Source organism: Rhizobium sp. L9 (assembly GCF_002531885.1).
GTDB lineage: Bacteria > Pseudomonadota > Alphaproteobacteria > Rhizobiales > Rhizobiaceae > Rhizobium.
The window spans coordinates 125318-140717 of sequence record NZ_NWSZ01000004.1 but is presented as its reverse complement, the minus strand read 5'-3'; the positions used below and the strand labels follow the sequence as shown (position 1 = coordinate 140717).

17 protein-coding genes are annotated in these 15400 nt (G+C 62.2%); 9 read left to right on the top strand and 8 right to left on the bottom strand.

Annotated features, from left to right (window positions below):
• Positions 1-57: 57 nt before the first annotated feature.
• Positions 58-678 carry a pyridoxamine 5'-phosphate oxidase gene (gene pdxH, locus CO660_RS04335; protein WP_085777196.1) on the top strand — a complete coding sequence of 207 codons (621 nt, stop codon included), beginning with the start codon at positions 58-60 and terminating at the stop codon, positions 676-678.
• Positions 679-686: 8 nt separating this feature from the next.
• Here pdxH and CO660_RS04330 read toward each other — a convergent pair whose 3' ends face one another.
• A complete protein-coding gene (locus tag CO660_RS04330; RefSeq protein ID WP_097597722.1) occupies positions 687-1724 on the bottom strand; it encodes a polysaccharide deacetylase family protein in 1038 nt (345 codons plus the stop codon).
• A 217-nt stretch (positions 1725-1941) separates the two neighbouring features.
• Here CO660_RS04330 and CO660_RS04325 point away from each other — a divergent pair, with 217 nt between their 5' ends.
• Both CO660_RS04325 and CO660_RS04320 read left to right on the top strand, forming a co-directional pair.
• A complete protein-coding gene (locus tag CO660_RS04325) occupies positions 1942-3225 on the top strand; it encodes a D-alanyl-D-alanine carboxypeptidase family protein (protein ID WP_097597721.1) in 1284 nt (427 codons plus the stop codon).
• A gap of 76 nt (positions 3226-3301) precedes the next feature.
• Positions 3302-3613, top strand: a complete 312-nt coding sequence (locus CO660_RS04320) for a MazG nucleotide pyrophosphohydrolase domain-containing protein (RefSeq protein WP_097597720.1) — start codon at positions 3302-3304, stop codon at positions 3611-3613.
• A gap of 24 nt (positions 3614-3637) precedes the next feature.
• On the opposite strand, the gene CO660_RS04315 is transcribed toward CO660_RS04320, so the two are convergent.
• The 5 genes from CO660_RS04315 to CO660_RS04295 form a co-directional block, all read right to left on the bottom strand.
• Entirely contained in the window at positions 3638-4651 is a 1014-nt protein-coding gene (locus CO660_RS04315) for an inorganic phosphate transporter (RefSeq protein ID WP_097597719.1), read from the bottom strand.
• Positions 4651-5292: a DUF47 domain-containing protein gene (locus CO660_RS04310; protein WP_085777201.1), complete on the bottom strand. Its 642-nt coding sequence runs from the start codon at positions 5290-5292 to the stop codon at positions 4651-4653. Before CO660_RS04310 ends, CO660_RS04315 begins: the two co-directional genes overlap by 1 nt.
• 163 nt (positions 5293-5455) lie before the next feature.
• Entirely contained in the window at positions 5456-5947 is a 492-nt protein-coding gene (locus CO660_RS04305) for a GNAT family N-acetyltransferase (protein WP_097597718.1), read from the bottom strand.
• 16 nt (positions 5948-5963) lie between these two features.
• The gene (gene tldD / locus CO660_RS04300) at positions 5964-7379 is read right to left on the bottom strand and encodes a metalloprotease TldD (RefSeq protein WP_097597717.1); all 1416 of its coding nucleotides are present in this window, start codon (positions 7377-7379) and stop codon (positions 5964-5966) included.
• Between the two features lie 472 nt (positions 7380-7851).
• Positions 7852-8508, bottom strand: coding sequence for an invasion associated locus B family protein (locus tag CO660_RS04295; RefSeq protein WP_097597715.1), 657 nt, complete (start codon positions 8506-8508; stop codon positions 7852-7854).
• Positions 8509-8823: 315 nt separating this feature from the next.
• Here CO660_RS04295 and coxB point away from each other — a divergent pair, with 315 nt between their 5' ends.
• From coxB to CO660_RS04265, 6 genes are all read left to right on the top strand, one after another.
• Complete coding sequence (coxB, locus tag CO660_RS04290) at positions 8824-9708, top strand: cytochrome c oxidase subunit II (RefSeq protein WP_097597713.1); 885 nt, start codon at positions 8824-8826, stop codon at positions 9706-9708.
• An 18-nt stretch (positions 9709-9726) separates the two neighbouring features.
• Positions 9727-11427, top strand: a complete 1701-nt coding sequence (gene ctaD, locus CO660_RS04285; protein ID WP_097597711.1) for a cytochrome c oxidase subunit I — start codon at positions 9727-9729, stop codon at positions 11425-11427.
• 66 nt (positions 11428-11493) lie between these two features.
• Positions 11494-12444, top strand: a complete 951-nt coding sequence (locus CO660_RS04280) for a heme o synthase (RefSeq protein WP_097597856.1) — start codon at positions 11494-11496, stop codon at positions 12442-12444.
• Entirely contained in the window at positions 12444-12584 is a 141-nt protein-coding gene (locus CO660_RS33160) for a hypothetical protein (RefSeq protein ID WP_004672998.1), read from the top strand. The genes CO660_RS04280 and CO660_RS33160 overlap by 1 nt, the downstream gene beginning before the upstream one ends.
• Positions 12581-13189, top strand: coding sequence for a cytochrome c oxidase assembly protein (locus CO660_RS04270; RefSeq protein ID WP_097597709.1), 609 nt, complete (start codon positions 12581-12583; stop codon positions 13187-13189). The genes CO660_RS33160 and CO660_RS04270 overlap by 4 nt, the downstream gene beginning before the upstream one ends.
• Before the next feature lie 61 nt (positions 13190-13250).
• Entirely contained in the window at positions 13251-14129 is an 879-nt protein-coding gene (locus tag CO660_RS04265) for a cytochrome c oxidase subunit 3 (protein ID WP_085777208.1), read from the top strand.
• A gap of 110 nt (positions 14130-14239) precedes the next feature.
• Here CO660_RS04265 and CO660_RS04260 read toward each other — a convergent pair whose 3' ends face one another.
• Positions 14240-14503 (bottom strand): hypothetical protein, encoded by a 264-nt coding sequence (locus CO660_RS04260; RefSeq protein WP_097597707.1) that lies wholly within the window; start codon positions 14501-14503, stop codon positions 14240-14242.
• 240 nt (positions 14504-14743) lie between these two features.
• Complete coding sequence (locus CO660_RS04255) at positions 14744-15385, bottom strand: chloramphenicol phosphotransferase (RefSeq protein ID WP_097597705.1); 642 nt, start codon at positions 15383-15385, stop codon at positions 14744-14746.
• Between the last annotated feature and the right edge of the window lie 15 nt (positions 15386-15400).

Here is a 15400-nt window from a genome sequence, read left to right as displayed (position 1 = left end):
CTGTCCAGTTATCAAAAGCTGGGCGAGTTTTGAATAATCCGGGGCATTTGAACCAATATGTCGGCAAACGAGTTAACAAGCGGTGACTTTACCGAAAGTGGCGAGCCCTTCAAGCTCTTTGCCGAATGGCTGAAGGAAGCGGAGGCCTCCGAACCGAACGATCCCAATGCCGTGGCGCTGGCAACGGTCGATGAGCATGGTCTTCCCAATGTCCGCATGGTGCTCCTGAAGGGATTCGACGATGACGGTTTCGTCTTCTACACCAATTTCGAGAGCCAGAAAGGTCGCGAAATCTTGGGGCAGAAGAAAGCCGCCATGTGTTTCCACTGGAAAAGCCTGCGCCGCCAGGTGCGGTTGCGCGGACCTGTCGAGATCGTGAGCGACGCCGAAGCCGACGCCTATTTCAAGACGCGGGCGCGCGGCAGCCGCATCGGCGCCTGGGCCTCCAAACAATCGCGTCCGCTCGAAAGCCGATTCGCGCTGGAGAAGGCGGTGGCGGAATACACCGCCCGCTACGCCATTGGCGAGATACCCCGGCCTCCCTATTGGTCGGGCTTCCGCATCCGGCCGACCTCGATCGAATTCTGGAAAGATCAGCAGTTCCGCCTGCATGACCGCATCGAATTTCGTCGCCCATCCCCAGTCGGGGCCTGGGAAAAGGTACGGATGTACCCTTAGCTTACCCTCTACCGGCCCATCAGTTTCAGCGGAATGCCGGAAGCAAGCGCCGAGACGTAGCGCCGCTTCTGGTAGTAGCCGTTCAGCGACATGCGCGGGAGATAGCCGATCTTGCCGGTCGCCGGCAGTCCCGGCTGCGTCGTGACCGCGACCGAAAAGCCCAGCCGGCCGGCAAGTGTCTCCTCGCGGGCGGTCGCCGCCTCCGGCGTGCCGTAGGGATAGGCAATCGCGGCGGGACGGGCGCCCGTCAGCGCCTCGACATAATCGGCCGAAACTTCCATCTCGATCCGCGCTTCGGCCTCCGGCAGGCGGGCAAGCGCGCGATGGCTGATCGTATGGGCGCCGAGCGTTGCAAGCGGATGTCGGGCGAGCCGCTGCAACTGCACCGGTCCCATCACCAGATCGCGCACGATATCGGTCGGCTCGATGCCGTGTTCCCGGGCCAGCATATCGAGGGTGGCAACGGCGCGCGCCTCGTCGAAGCGGTGGATATACCCGGCGAAGCGGTCGAAGGCATCCCATTGCTGCCGCGGGTTGGCGAGGGCCAGCCGCTCGCTGCCGTGGCCGAAATCGAAGCGGATTTCTTTTGGCCGTCGCAACAGGACGGCGAGCGTTTCCCACCAGATGCTGTGGGAACGTTCGGCAAAACCCTTGGTGACGAACACCGTGAAAGGCGCCCGATGCCGCTCGAACACCGGCAGCGCATGCTCCATGTTGTTGATGTAGCCGTCGTCGAGCGTAAAGGCCGCAAACGGCCGGCCGCCCTCGGGTTCGGCCAGAAGCGCCGGCAGCTGGTCGAGCCGCACGAAGCGATAGCCGTCGCGCGTCAGTCGCCTGAGCGCCGCATCGAGAAAATGCGGCGTGATTTCAAGATGCGCGTTCGGCGCAAAGGCGTGGGGCTCGTGCGGGCGGACATGATGCAGCGTGAAGATGACCCCGCACCCGCGAGCCTGCCGCATCAGGCCGGCCGCGGCGATCAACGAGGATGCCTCGAGCCCGGCGCCGATCGCCACGCGTTTTGCCAGTCGCTTCAATTGCCCCGTCATGCGCCGCCCATTGTCGTTTGCCGCAAACTAGCAACGGCGGCTTAAGCCTTGCTGAATCCCGCTTTCACACAGCTTCTTTCGTTTTCTGTTAACCAAGGCGATGAAAAGACTAGAAAAATCGTAGGCGTTGCCGCAAAGTCGCGCCAAACTTCCGGCTTCTGTCACATTACGACACATGGCCGGCCCATCGAGAGACCAGCGCATCAGGGGGAACTCCATGAGAAAGCTTTTGGCGGCTGTTTTGACCGTGACGCTGGTCGTTTCGGCGCCGCTTGCGGCTCTTGCCGGCAGCGCCTCGCTGGTCCTCGATGCCCGAACCGGCAAGGTCCTGGCGTCCGAAAACGCCGATACGCTGAACCATCCGGCCTCGCTCACCAAGATGATGACGCTCTATCTCACCTTCGAGGCGCTGAAACGCGGCAGGATCGCCTGGGATACGCCGATCAAAATGTCGAAATATGCCGCCGCCCGGCCGCCAACCAAGCTCGGCGTCAAGGCCGGCGGCACCATCACCGTGCGCGAGGCGGTCTATGGCATGATCGTCAAGTCCGCCAATGACGCCGCTGCCGCCATGGCCGAGACGCTCGGCGGCTCGGAGGCCGGCTTTGCCCGGATGATGACGGCCAAAGCCCGCCAGCTCGGCATGAGCCGCACCGTCTTCGTCAATGCCTCCGGCCTGCCGGACGGCCGGCAGGTGACGACGGCGCGCGACATGTCGACGCTCGCCGTGGCGCTGATCAAGAATTATCCCAATGAATATCGCCTGTTCTCGATGGCAAGCTTCAATTTCCGCGGCAAGACCGTGCGCGGCCACAACAATCTCATGTACCGCTACCAGGGCATGGACGGCATCAAGACGGGTTACACCAACGCGTCCGGCTTCAACCTCGTCAGCGCCGTCAGAGACGGCAACCGCCGCGTCGTCGGCGTCGTGCTCGGCGGCCGCACCGCCCGCAGCCGCGACGCCAGGATGGAAGCGCTGCTCGACCGCTATCTCGGCCGCGCCTCGTCATCCGGCGGCGCCAGGCTGATGGCGAGCGTCGGCGCCAGGGAGCCGGTCGAAGTCGCGTCTGCGGCTGACTCTTCCGATGTTCCGGTGCCGCTCAACGCCCGGCGCCCGGACGAAGATCCCGCAGCCAAGAGCCTGGCTTATGCCGATGACGCCGTCGTGCCGCTGGAACGTCCTGTCGCCATGGACGAGATCCTGAATGCCGGCAAGACCGGCAAGGCTCCGGCCGAGAAGACCGATGGCACCTGGCAGATCCAGATTTCGGCGGCCCCCAGCGCCGATGCGGCGCGTGCGCTTCTTGCACAGGCCCAGTCGGAAGGCGGCGCACCGCTGGTTTCCGCCTCGCCCTACACTGAGGCGGTCGGGCAGGGGGCGAACCGGATCTATCGCGCCCGCTTCGTCGGCTTTGCCAGCAAGGACGCCGCCGCCTCCGCCTGCGATGCGCTGAAGCAGCGCTCCTATGACTGCGTGCTGCTGCCCGACCACAGCTGATCCCAGCGGCATCATACTCGGCTCTGGACAAGCAGCGGGAATCAGCGTCTCCTCCATATACAAAAGGAGAACATCCATGCTGCGCCGTCTCGCCGACCAGTTCGAAGCCGCTTCCGCTGTCCATGTCGCCGAGAGCGGCATCGAGCGGGATGACGACTGGTTCCTTTTGAAGCTGCAGGAGGAAATGGGAGAGCTCACCGAGGCCTGGAACCGGCTGACCGGTCGGGGCCGTGCCAAAGGCCGCTCTCTCGAGGATATCAGGCGCGATCTCGCCGACGAGACTGCCGACCTGCTCGGTCACCTCCTGCTGTTTGCTCGCCGTAACGACATCGACATCGCCGCCGCGGTCGAACGGAAGTGGCGGTTTCAGCCGGCACAGACGACCTAAGCGCCACGTCAGCTGTCCGATCGACTAAGAGAGCTGGCCCAACAGGCTCACGAGCCAGAACGAAACTGCCGAAATCATTGCCGCGGCCGGCAGGGTGATGATCCATGCGATCACGATGTTGCCGGCAAGCCCCCACCTGACGGCGGAGACGCGCCGGGCGGCGCCGACGCCGATGATGGCGCCGGTAATGGTGTGGGTGGTCGAAACGGGGATGCCGAGCCAGGTGGCGCCGAACAGCGTCAAGGCACCGCCCGTTTCGGCGCAGAATCCTTGCATCGGGTTCAGCCGGGTGATCTTCGAGCCCATCGTATGGACGATGCGCCAGCCGCCGAACAAGGTGCCGAGCGCCATCGCCGCCTGGCATGAAATCACCACCCAGAGCGGCACGTGGAAGCTGCCACCGAGATAGCCTTGCGAGTAAAGAAGCACGGCAATGATGCCCATGGTCTTCTGGGCGTCATTGCCGCCGTGACCGAGCGAATAGAGCGATGCCGACACGAATTGCAGAAAACGGAAGGACCGGTCGACGGCAAAAGGCGTTTGCCGGATGAAGGTCCAGGTCACCGCCAGAATGAGGAACAATGCCAGCAGGAACCCGATCATCGGCGACATGACGATGGCGCTCGCGGTCTTGAGAAGGCCGCTCCAGACGATCGAACTCAAGCCGGTTTTGGCAAGGCCCGCACCGACCAGCCCGCCGACCAGGGCATGGGATGAACTGGAGGGAATGCCGAAGATCCAGGTCACGACATTCCAGACGATGGCGCCGATCAAGGCCGCGAAAATCACCTGCGGTGTCACTATCGCCGGGTCGATGATGCCGGTCCCGAGCGTCTCGGCCACATGCAGGCCGAAGAACAGGAAGGCGATGAAATTAAAGAATGCCGCCCAGAAGACCGCATATTGCGGCCTCAGGACCCGTGTCGAGACGATTGTTGCGATCGAATTGGCCGCATCATGCAGCCCATTGAGAAAATCGAACAGCAGCGCGACGCCGATGAGGCCGACAAGAAGCGGAAGAGCGAGGGCGGCATCCATCAGACATTCTCGATCACGATGCCGCTGATCTCGTTGGCGACGTCCTCGAAACGGTCGACCACCTTCTCCAGCTCGCCGTAGATCTCGCTGCCGATCAAATAGGCCATCGCATTGCCGGCGCGGTGCCGGCGAAACAGATCCTTGAGCCCCTGCTCGTGCAACTCGTCGGAGCGCCCTTCCACCCGCGTGACCTGTTCGACGATGGCAGAAAGCCGCGGCGCATTGGCGTTCATGCGATCGAGCAAGGGAATGGCCTCGGCGATGAGATTGGCAGCTTCCACAACGGTCTTGCCCATCTCCTGCATCCCCGGATCGAAGCTGGTCTGCTCGAAGAGCCGGATGGTTTTGACGGTCTTGTGCATCATGTCGATCGCATCATCCATGGATTGGATGAGATCCTTGATGTCTCCACGATCGAAAGGTGTGATGAAGCTACGCCGGACGGCCTGCATGACTTCGCGCGTTATATCGTCGGCCTGATCTTCCAACCGCACGATCGTTTCGCATTGATGCTCGATCTCTACTCCCGACAGCAACCTGTCCAGAGCCTGTGCGGCGCCGACGATCGTTCTGGAATGTTGTTCGAAAAGGACGAAAAACCGGTCTTCGCGCGGCATCAACTTCCGAAACCAACCCAGCATGAACACCTCGTGATTTTTGATCTGCGCTATGGATGACGAGCCGTCCTAAACCCTATCCCGTTGAAGAGATAGGGCCGAGTTTCGGTTTGTGACAGTTTTATGACAGTTGTGGCCGACAGGAACATGGCCGTTATCGGCCGCCGACCCTTTGCAGCATCCGCAGTCAGCCGACCTTATACCGGTAAAACTTGGTGTCCACGGCCATCAACGGGAAGGAGCGGGGCAGGGCGCTCTTGGCAATCTCGGTAAAGCCGTTCTTCTCGTAGAAGCGATGGGCGGCAACGAATTTGTCCGTGGTGCCGAGGAAGATGTCGGTGAGGCCGGCATCTCTGGCGTGGTCGAACAGGCGCTCGAGAAGCCGCGCCGCCACGCCGTGCTCGCGGCCGCGAACCTCGGCGGCGACGAACATCTTGCGCAGCGCTGCCTGATTGTTACCGATGTCCTTCAGCCCGAGCGTGCCGACGATCGCGCCGTCCTTGACGGCGACCCAGAACTGACCTTTGCCGGACTGGTAGAAATCCGGGATGACCCGGAGATCCGGCTGCGCATCGGCTGTGATGTCGATGCCGAACTCCTCGCGCTGAATCGGCAGGATCACCGACAGCACGTCATCGGCATCGCCGGCGGCAAAGGGTCTGATTTCGATCTCTGCCATGATGAAATACTCCGCCTCAGGTCTGTGTGCCGCCGACGGTGATCTGATCCATGCGCAGATGCGGCTGGCCGACGCCGACCGGAACCCATTGGCCGGCCTTGCCGCAATTGCCGATGCCGGTATCGAGCTTCATGTCGTTGCCGATCATCGACACCCGCTTCATCGCATCCGGGCCGTTGCCGATCAGCATCGCCCCCTTGATCGGCGCGCCGAGCTTGCCGTTCTCGATCAGATAGGCCTCGGTGCAGCCGAAGACGAATTTGCCGGAGGTGATGTCGACCTGGCCGCCGCCGAAGGAGACGGCATAGATGCCCTTCTTCACCGAGGCGATGATCTCATCAGGCGTCTTGTCGCCGCCGAGCATATAGGTGTTGGTCATGCGCGGCATCGGCACGTGGGCATAGCCCTGGCGGCGACCATTGCCGGTGGGCGCCATGCCCATCAGCCGGGCATTCTGCCGATCCTGCATGTAGCCGACCAGCTTGCCGTTCTCGATCAGCACGTTGTAGCCGGACGGCGTGCCCTCGTCGTCGATCGTGATCGAGCCGCGGCGGTTGTCGATCGTGCCGTCATCGACGACGGTGACGCCGGGCGCGGCGACGATCTGGCCGAGAAGGCCTGCAAAGGCCGACGTCTTCTTGCGGTTGAAATCGCCTTCCAGCCCGTGGCCGACGGCCTCGTGCAGCATCACGCCCGGCCAGCCGGAGCCGAGAACGACGTCCATCGTGCCGGCCGGCGCATCGATCGCCTCCAGATTGACGAGTGCCTGGCGCAGCGCCTCGTCGGCGCCATATTGCCAGCTGCCCTCGGCGATGAAATCGCCAAAGCCGATGCGCCCGCCGCTGCCGTAAGAGCCGCTCTCCTGCCGCTCGCCTTCGCCGACCACGACGGAAATGTTGATGCGGGTCATCGGCCGGATGTCGCGGACACGGTGGCCGTCGGCGCGCAGGATGTCGACGACCTGCCAGCTCGCCGCGACCGAAGCAGTCACCTGCCGCACCTTGTCGTCCTTGCCTCTGAGATAGGCGTCGATGTCCTGCAGGACCTTGACCTTCTCCTCGAAGCTCGGCTGGCCGATCGGGTTCTGGTCGCCGTAGAATTTCTTGTTGGTGCCCTGGGGAGCGGCGGCATAGGTGCCGGAATAGCCCCGCGTCACCGCGCCGACCGCATCGGCCGCCCGCTTCAGCGCCGCCACCGAGAGGTCGCCGGCATGGGCATAACCCACGGCTTCGCCGGCAACGGCGCGAAGTCCGAAACCCTGTTCCGTATTGAAGCTGCCGCCCTTCAGCCGGCCATTGTCGAAGGTCAGCGCCTCGGCCTGGGCATGTTCGATAAACAGCTCGCCGTCATCGGCGCCGGCGAGCGCTTCGGCGACAAGGCCGCGCATCGTGGCTTCGTCGGCATCGAAAAGCGTCAGGAGATCGGTGGTCATGGTCTGGCTCCAATGGCATGCGTTCGGGAATGCGCTTGCGCCTTAGATAGGGCTCCTGTTGATAAAGAGTGAAGCCCTGCGGTGGAATTATTATTGCTGGAGTTGGACTGGCAAGTTGAGAGGGGAATTGTCTCGTACGAGGTATTATGCAGCAACGGCACTCTAACCTTCGTCGTCCCATGCCCCCGAACTTGGGATCATCGGCGCCTCCGAGTGCGGCGTGGATGCTCGGGTCAAGCCAGGTCAAGCCCGAGCATGACGGAGTGTGAGGGGACATGCGGAGTAACACATGGAAGGCGAGGGAAGAGCACCGGCCATGCGCTGTCGTCGAGTTTGGCGGCAGCCCACCCCAACCTCCGTCATCCCAGGCCTTGAGCCTGGGATCCATGGCTGCCTCGCGGGCCCCGTGAAATGCTCGGGTTTGAAGGGTAGCGGAGCTGCGCTCAGCGTTCGAAATCCGCGGCCGCCAGCCTCACGGCAGCGCGTCAAAACCTTCGGCGAAGCCCTTGAGGTCGACGGGGATGCCGATGCCTTCTTCCGGGGTCTGGAAGACGATGAAGGTGGCCTGGGCGCCGCTGCGGAAGGTCTTCAGCAGCTCGTCCTCGAGCACGACTTCGGCATAACAGCCGTCGGCGAAGCAGCGGACGAAGTAGGCGCGGCCGATATCCTTGCCGTCGACATTGAGACCGAGGCCGTTCGGCAGGAGCACGCCGAGCGGCGCCAGCACGCGCAGGATCTTCGATTTGCGGTCGGCCGTCTTCAAGACGACGACGGAAAGCCCGACCTCCGGCCGGTCCTCGGCGATGACATTCTGCATCAGCGCGCATTGTTCGGTCGCCGCCCCCGCCGGCTTGTCGCAGACGACAGACCATGCGCCGTGATTGGATTTCACTGTGCCCGGCGCCTGCGGCTGGGTCTGGCCGGGCGTCACCTGGATATTCGGGTTGGCAGCCGGGGGCTGCTGGGCCGGGGCAGGGGTGGCCGGTGCAGGGGTGGTGGGCGTGGCCGGGGAGGGGGCGGGTTGCTGCGCGAAGACGGGCGTCGTCGCTGCGGCCGCGATGCTTGCAGTCACGAGAAGCGACCGCGCGAGGGAACGGAAACCCATGGAAACCTCTGGATATCGAATCATTGCGGCTATTGTTGAAGCTGCCCACCGGAAATGAAAAGCCCCACCCCGTGAAAACCGGGGGACTGCGGCAGAAATTGGACCTTTGTCATATAATGTACGGCGGGCGGATCGGCCGGAAAGGGCATTTTTCATATGCCGATGAAAAACTTGGGATGTTTTGCCGTTCGGCCTGCCTGTGCTTTAAGCAAAAATGCCGCATAGACAATTGCTCCTGCCTGTTGCGGCAAATGCCAAACTGTGGTTTGAAGCGCTGAAGATGGCAAGGATTCTGCGTTCGATTTAGCAGGTCAAGCGCTCGAGGGAGATAATAAGGTGATGAAGAAGGCTTATGCAGCCCTGACCACGCTGGTCTGTCTGCTTTTTGCTTCCGGCACATATGCCGACCAGCCGACGCCGTGGCAGGCGACGCTGCAGCCGGCGGCGACGCCGATCATGCGGGAAATTCATTGGTTCGAACAATATACCCTGTGGTTTATCGTTCCGATCACGCTCTTCGTCCTGATCCTGCTCATCGTCGTCTGCTTCAAGTTCCGCGCCAGCGCCAACCCGGTTCCGTCGCGCACGAGCCACAATACGCTGATCGAGGTCATCTGGACCGTGGGGCCGGTCCTGGTGCTGCTCTTCCTCGCCATTCCCTCCTTCAACCTTCTGACAGCGCAGCTGACGCTGCCCGAAAATCCTGACGTGACGATCAAGGCGACCGCCACCCAGTGGCAGTGGAACTATGAATATGAGGGTTCGGGCGACAGCCCGCTCGCCTTCGATTCCTACCTTTTGAAGGATCAGGATCGCGCCGCCGCCGGCAAGGAAGACAAGTCGGTCTATCCGAGACTGCTCGCCGTCGACAACGAGCTGGTGCTGCCGGTCAATAAGACGGTCCGCGTTCTCGTGACCGCGGCACCGACCGACGTCATCCACGCTTTCGCCATGCCGTCCTTCGGCATCAAGATCGACGCCGTGCCGGGCCGCCTGAACGAGACCTGGTTCAGGGCCGAGCGCGAAGGCCTGTTCTATGGCCAGTGTTCCGAACTCTGCGGCAAGGACCATGCGTTTATGCCGATCGCCATCCGCGTCGTCTCCGAGGACAAGTACAAGCAGTGGCTGACCGCAGCCGCCAGCGACCTGCCCGGCGCCTACAAGACACTCATGGCCGCAACCGATGGTCCCGCAAAGACCGTCGACGTTGCCGAAGCACAGTAATTAAAGGGGATCGGGACAATGGCTGGACCTTCCGCTCACGACGATCATTCTCACGCCCACCACGACCATGCGCATGATGATCACGATCACCACGATCACGGGCACAAGCCGAGCTTTGTCAATCGCTGGCTGTTCTCGACCAACCACAAGGACATCGGCACGCTCTACCTGATCTTCGCGATCATCGCCGGCATTATCGGCGGCGCGCTGTCGGTGGCCATGCGCATGGAGCTGCAGGAGCCGGGCATCCAGATCTTCCACGGCCTGGCCTCGATGGTCTACGGCTATGAGGGCGATGCCGCGATCGACGGCGCCAAGCAGATGTTCAACATGTTCACGACGGCGCACGCGCTGATCATGATCTTCTTCATGGTCATGCCGGCGATGATCGGCGGTTTTGCCAACTGGATGGTGCCGATCATGATCGGCGCCCCCGACATGGCCTTCCCGCGCCTGAACAACATCTCCTTCTGGCTGATCGTTCCGGCCTTCGCGCTGCTCTTGCTGTCGATGTTCGTCGAGGGCCCGGCAGGCGCTTACGGCACCGGCGGCGGCTGGACGATGTATCCGCCGCTGGCAACGAGCGGCACGCCCGGACCGGCGGTCGACCTGGCGATCTTCGCGCTGCATATCGCCGGCGCCTCGTCGATCCTCGGCGCGATCAACTTCATCACAACGATCCTCAACATGCGCGCCCCCGGCATGACGCTGCACAAGATGCCGCTGTTTGCCTGGTCGGTGCTGATCACCGCCTTCCTGCTCTTGCTGTCGCTGCCGGTTCTGGCAGGCGGCATCACCATGCTGCTGACCGACCGCAACTTCGGCACCTCCTTCTTCTCTCCGGAAGGCGGCGGTGACCCGATCCTCTACCAGCACCTGTTCTGGTTCTTCGGTCATCCCGAGGTCTACATTCTCATCCTGCCGGGCTTCGGCATGATCAGCCACATCATCTCGACCTTCTCGAGGAAGCCGATCTTCGGTTATCTCGGTATGGCTTACGCCATGGTCGCGATCGGCGCCGTCGGCTTCGTCGTCTGGGCCCACCATATGTATACGGTCGGTCTGTCGCTCGATGCGCAGCGCTACTTCGTCTTCGCCACGATGGTCATCGCCGTCCCGACGGGCGTGAAGATCTTCTCCTGGATCGCGACGATGTGGGGCGGCTCGATCTCCTTCCGCACTCCGATGATCTGGGCGATCGGCTTCATCTTCCTGTTCACGGTCGGCGGCGTCACCGGCGTCCAGCTTGCCAATGCCGGTCTCGACCGCTCGCTGCATGACACCTATTACGTCGTGGCTCACTTCCACTACGTTCTGTCGCTCGGCGCCGTCTTCGCGATCTTTGCCGGCTGGTATTACTGGTTCCCGAAGATGACCGGCTACATGTACAACGAGTTCCTCGGCAAGCTGCATTTCTGGGTCATGTTCATCGGCGTCAACCTGGTGTTCTTCCCGCAGCACTTCCTTGGTCTCGCCGGCATGCCGCGCCGCTACATCGATTATCCGGATGCCTTTGCCGGCTGGAACTATGTTTCCTCGATCGGCTCCTACATCTCGGCCTTCGGCGTGCTGATCTTCCTCGTGTCGGTCTTCGAAGCCTTCGCCAAGAAGCGCCTCGCCGGCGAAAATCCGTGGGGCGAGGGTGCGACGACGCTGGAATGGCAGCTGCCTTCGCCGCCGCCCTATCACCAGTGGGAACAGCTGCCGCGCATCAAGTAAGACGTGCGGAAAACCGGACGCCGCACTCGAAACGGCGTCCGGCATAAGTAAATTCAGGACGGAATGATGACGGTTATCGACAATCACGAGGCGCTTGCAGAGGACGGCGAAATGTCGGAAGCGAGCGCGCGCGATTATTTCGAGCTCTTGAAGCCACGGGTCATGTCGCTCGTGGTCTTCACCGCCTTTGCCGGTCTGGTGCTGGCCCCGGGCCACATCAACCCTGTCCTCGGCCTGATCGCGATCCTTTGCATCGCCGTCGGCGCCGGTGCCTCGGGCGCGCTGAACATGTGGTACGACGCCGATATCGACGCGGTCATGAGCCGCACGGCCAAGCGCCCGATTCCGGCCGGCCGCATCGCCCCGTCGGAAGCGCTCGCCTTCGGGCTGGTGCTGTCGGGCTTTTCGGTCGTCATTCTCGGCCTTGCCGTCAATTGGCTGTCGGCCGGCATCCTCGCCTTCACCATCTTTTTCTACGCCGTCATTTACACCATGTGGCTGAAGCGCTCGACGCCGCAGAACATCGTCATCGGCGGTGCCGCCGGCGCCTTTCCGCCGATGATCGGCTGGGCCTGCGTGACGAATTCGGTGACGATCGAGAGCACCGTTCTCTTCCTGATCATCTTTCTGTGGACGCCGGCGCATTTCTGGGCGCTTGCCCTCTTCAAGATGCGCGATTACGAGGCCGTCGGCGTGCCGATGCTGCCGAACGTCGCCGGCGAGCGGATGACCAAGCATCAGATCGTCGCCTATGCGGTGCTGACCGCCATCTGCGCGGTGCTGCCCTCCGTCCTCGGTTTCGCAAGCTTCGGCTACGGCCTGGTTGCCGCCGCTCTCGGCGCGATCTTCATCACCTGTTCCATCGCCGTCTGGCGCATGCCCGACGGCGATCTGAAGATGATCCCGGCAAAGAAGCTCTTCGCCTTCTCGATCTTCTATCTCTTCGCCGTCTTTTCCGCGCTGATGATCGACCGGCTGGCCGCCATGCTGGTCTCGCAAGCAGGAGGCTCGTTCTGATGGATCTCGTCAAGCTCACCGAAAAGCAGATGAAGTCGCGCCGCAACCGCAACATCGCCCTCGGGCTCGTGCTGGCCGGCCTCGTCGTCCTGTTCTATGCGATCACGATCGTCAAGATCGGCGGGGGAATGGCCGGATGAGCGAAAAAGCCGCCGCACCCAGGAAGCAGGGCCGCAACAACGGCGCGGTCGTTTTGATGTGCCTGAGTTTCGTCTTCGGCATGGGCGCGATGAGCTATGCCGCCGTGCCGCTCTACCGCATCTTCTGCCAGGTGACCGGCTATAACGGCACGACGCAGCGCGTCGAGCAGATGTCGAGCGTCGTGCTCGACCGCAAGATGCGCGTGACCTTCGACGCCAATGTCGCCCCTGGCTTGCAGTGGAATTTCAAGCCGGTCGAGCGCGAGGTCAATCCGAAGATCGGCGAAACCATCCAGGTCAATTTCGTCGCCGAGAACCGCTCGAACGAGACCCAGCGCGGCCAGGCGGTGTTCAACGTCACGCCGGGCGAGGCGGGCGCCTATTTCAACAAGGTGCAATGTTTCTGTTTTACGGAAACGGACCTGAAGCCGGGCGAGAAGCTGGAAATGCCGGTCGTGTTCTATATCGACCCTGAAATCGTCAAGGCGGTGGAATCGAAGGATATCCACACGGTGACGCTGTCATATACGTTCTACCCAAAAGAGGGTCCGAAGCCCGTCGCTTCGAATGAGGGTGGAGCGGTAAAGATTGAAAAGAGACTTTGATCAAGGCTCGTTTCCGGCTAAGCCGGGAGCGAAGTGAGGAAGACATCCGGGGATTAGCCACATGGCCGATGCGCATCAGAAGAACCACGACTACCACATCATCGATCCGAGCCCATGGCCGATTCTCGCCTCGCTCGGCGCCTTCATCATGGCGATCGGTGGCGTCTGCTACATGCGTTACCTGAACGGCGGCTCCTTCAAGGTCGCGGGCGCCGAACTCGCCAATCCCTGGCTCTTCTACATCGGTCTCGTGCTGGTTCTCTACGTCATGTACGGCTGGTGGGCCGATACGGTGAAGGAAGCCCATGAGGGCTCTCACACCCGCGTCGTCTCGCTGCACCTGCGTTACGGCATGATCATGTTCATCGCTTCGGAAGTGATGTTCTTCGTCGCCTGGTTCTGGGCCTATTTCGACGCCAGCCTGTTTCCGAATGAGGCGATCCAGGCCTCGCGCATGGCCTATACCGGCGGCGTCTGGCCGCCGAAGGGCATCGAAGTCCTCGATCCCTGGCACCTGCCGATCTACAACACCGTCATCCTGCTGCTCTCCGGCACGACGGTCACCTGGGCGCACCATGCGCTGCTGCACAATGATCGCAAGGGCCTCGTTCAGGGCCTGACGCTGACCGTGCTGCTCGGCATCCTGTTTTCCTGCGTGCAGGCTTACGAATATGCCCACGCTCCGTTCGACTTCAAGAATTCGATCTACGGCGCGACTTTCTTCATGGCGACCGGCTTCCACGGTTTCCACGTCCTCGTCGGCACGATCTTCCTGCTGGTCTGCCTGCTGCGCGCGCTGCGCGGCGACTTCACCCCGAAGCAGCATTTCGGCTTCGAGGCGGCTGCCTGGTACTGGCACTTCGTCGACGTCGTCTGGCTGTTCCTGTTCTTCTGCATCTACGTCTGGGGCGGTTGGGGCGCTCCGGTCGCCGCAGGCTGATCGGGAGCGATGTTCAAGCGAAAGGCGGGCCTCGGGTCCGCCTTTTCTGTTTTTTGCTCCACGCACCGTGATCGCAGGGCTTAATCCACGGCGCGGCCCCTGACGTCCCGCTACGATTGAGTGAGAATCACCAAGGTCTCCGGCAACACTCCGTCATACTCCATCGCATCCGCCGCTTGCTTGGACTTCATAAATTCCTCCAGGCGGCCCATGTCGGGAACGTCCATGACGAGGCCAACGCGATTGGACGCCTGTGGATCGACAAACGTACGAATGTTCGTGCAGCCGAGGGGCTCGAAGACCTCTTTGCGGCGCGGTGAAGTGAGCCAATGCTTGACGTCCTTGACGTCGTGGTAGGCCAATATGGTAGGCATAGCATCCTCCTCTCAAAGCCAAATGGAACACTACGCCGCGATTGATCGCATTGATATTACCCGGATGGGCGGGCGCATCGTCGTCGTCAGATGGCAAAGATGTCGATGTTCTCGTCGCTTTCGGCCCCAGCTTCGCACCTGGAAGCGATCATGGTGGCATTTGCCGCCGAACTCGGCGTCGATGCTCGGGTCAAGTCGGTCAAGCCTGAGCCTCATGGAGAGTGGGACGTACGATCGGCATCACCGCCCGCCGGCGATCCGTTCGAAGGCCGAGGGGGCGGGTATGCCGAGATCGAGTTGGTGGCGGATCGTTTCGGCGCATTCCAGTGCCGTCAGCACCGACGTATCGACCTCCATATCGTAGATGCCAGGCCGATGCACCTCGTCCTGCCAGCGCTGCACCGGTTCGGGGACCGGCACGTCTTCGGATGCTCTTGCATAAAGTGTCTCGCGCCCCTCTTGCTTGATCTCGCGCCGCTGCACGATGCTCTCGATCGGACAGCGCACGCCGACGAACAGCACGGGATATCCCTCCAGCCGCCGGGCGCAATCGGCGAGAATGCCGAGCGGCTGCGAGTAGCTGTCGTGATGGCCGAGATCGGCCACCACATTGAGCCCCAGGCCGGCATGAATGGCGATCGATTCGTAAAGGGCTGCGTAGAGGAACGGCACGAGTTCCTCGAGATCCGGGCGCTCGCCGCCGGGCCTCAGGCCAATGCCGGGCAGGTAGCGCTTGGGCGTCATGTTGTTGTAGGCGTCGACGCCGAGGTTGATCCACGGCCCTTCGAATTCGTCCTGAACCGCGCGCGCAATGCTGGATTTGCCGCTTCTCGGCGCCCCGTTCAGGACGATGATCTGTCCGGCATGGCTGTCATTGGTCATCAGTCTTCTTCTTCT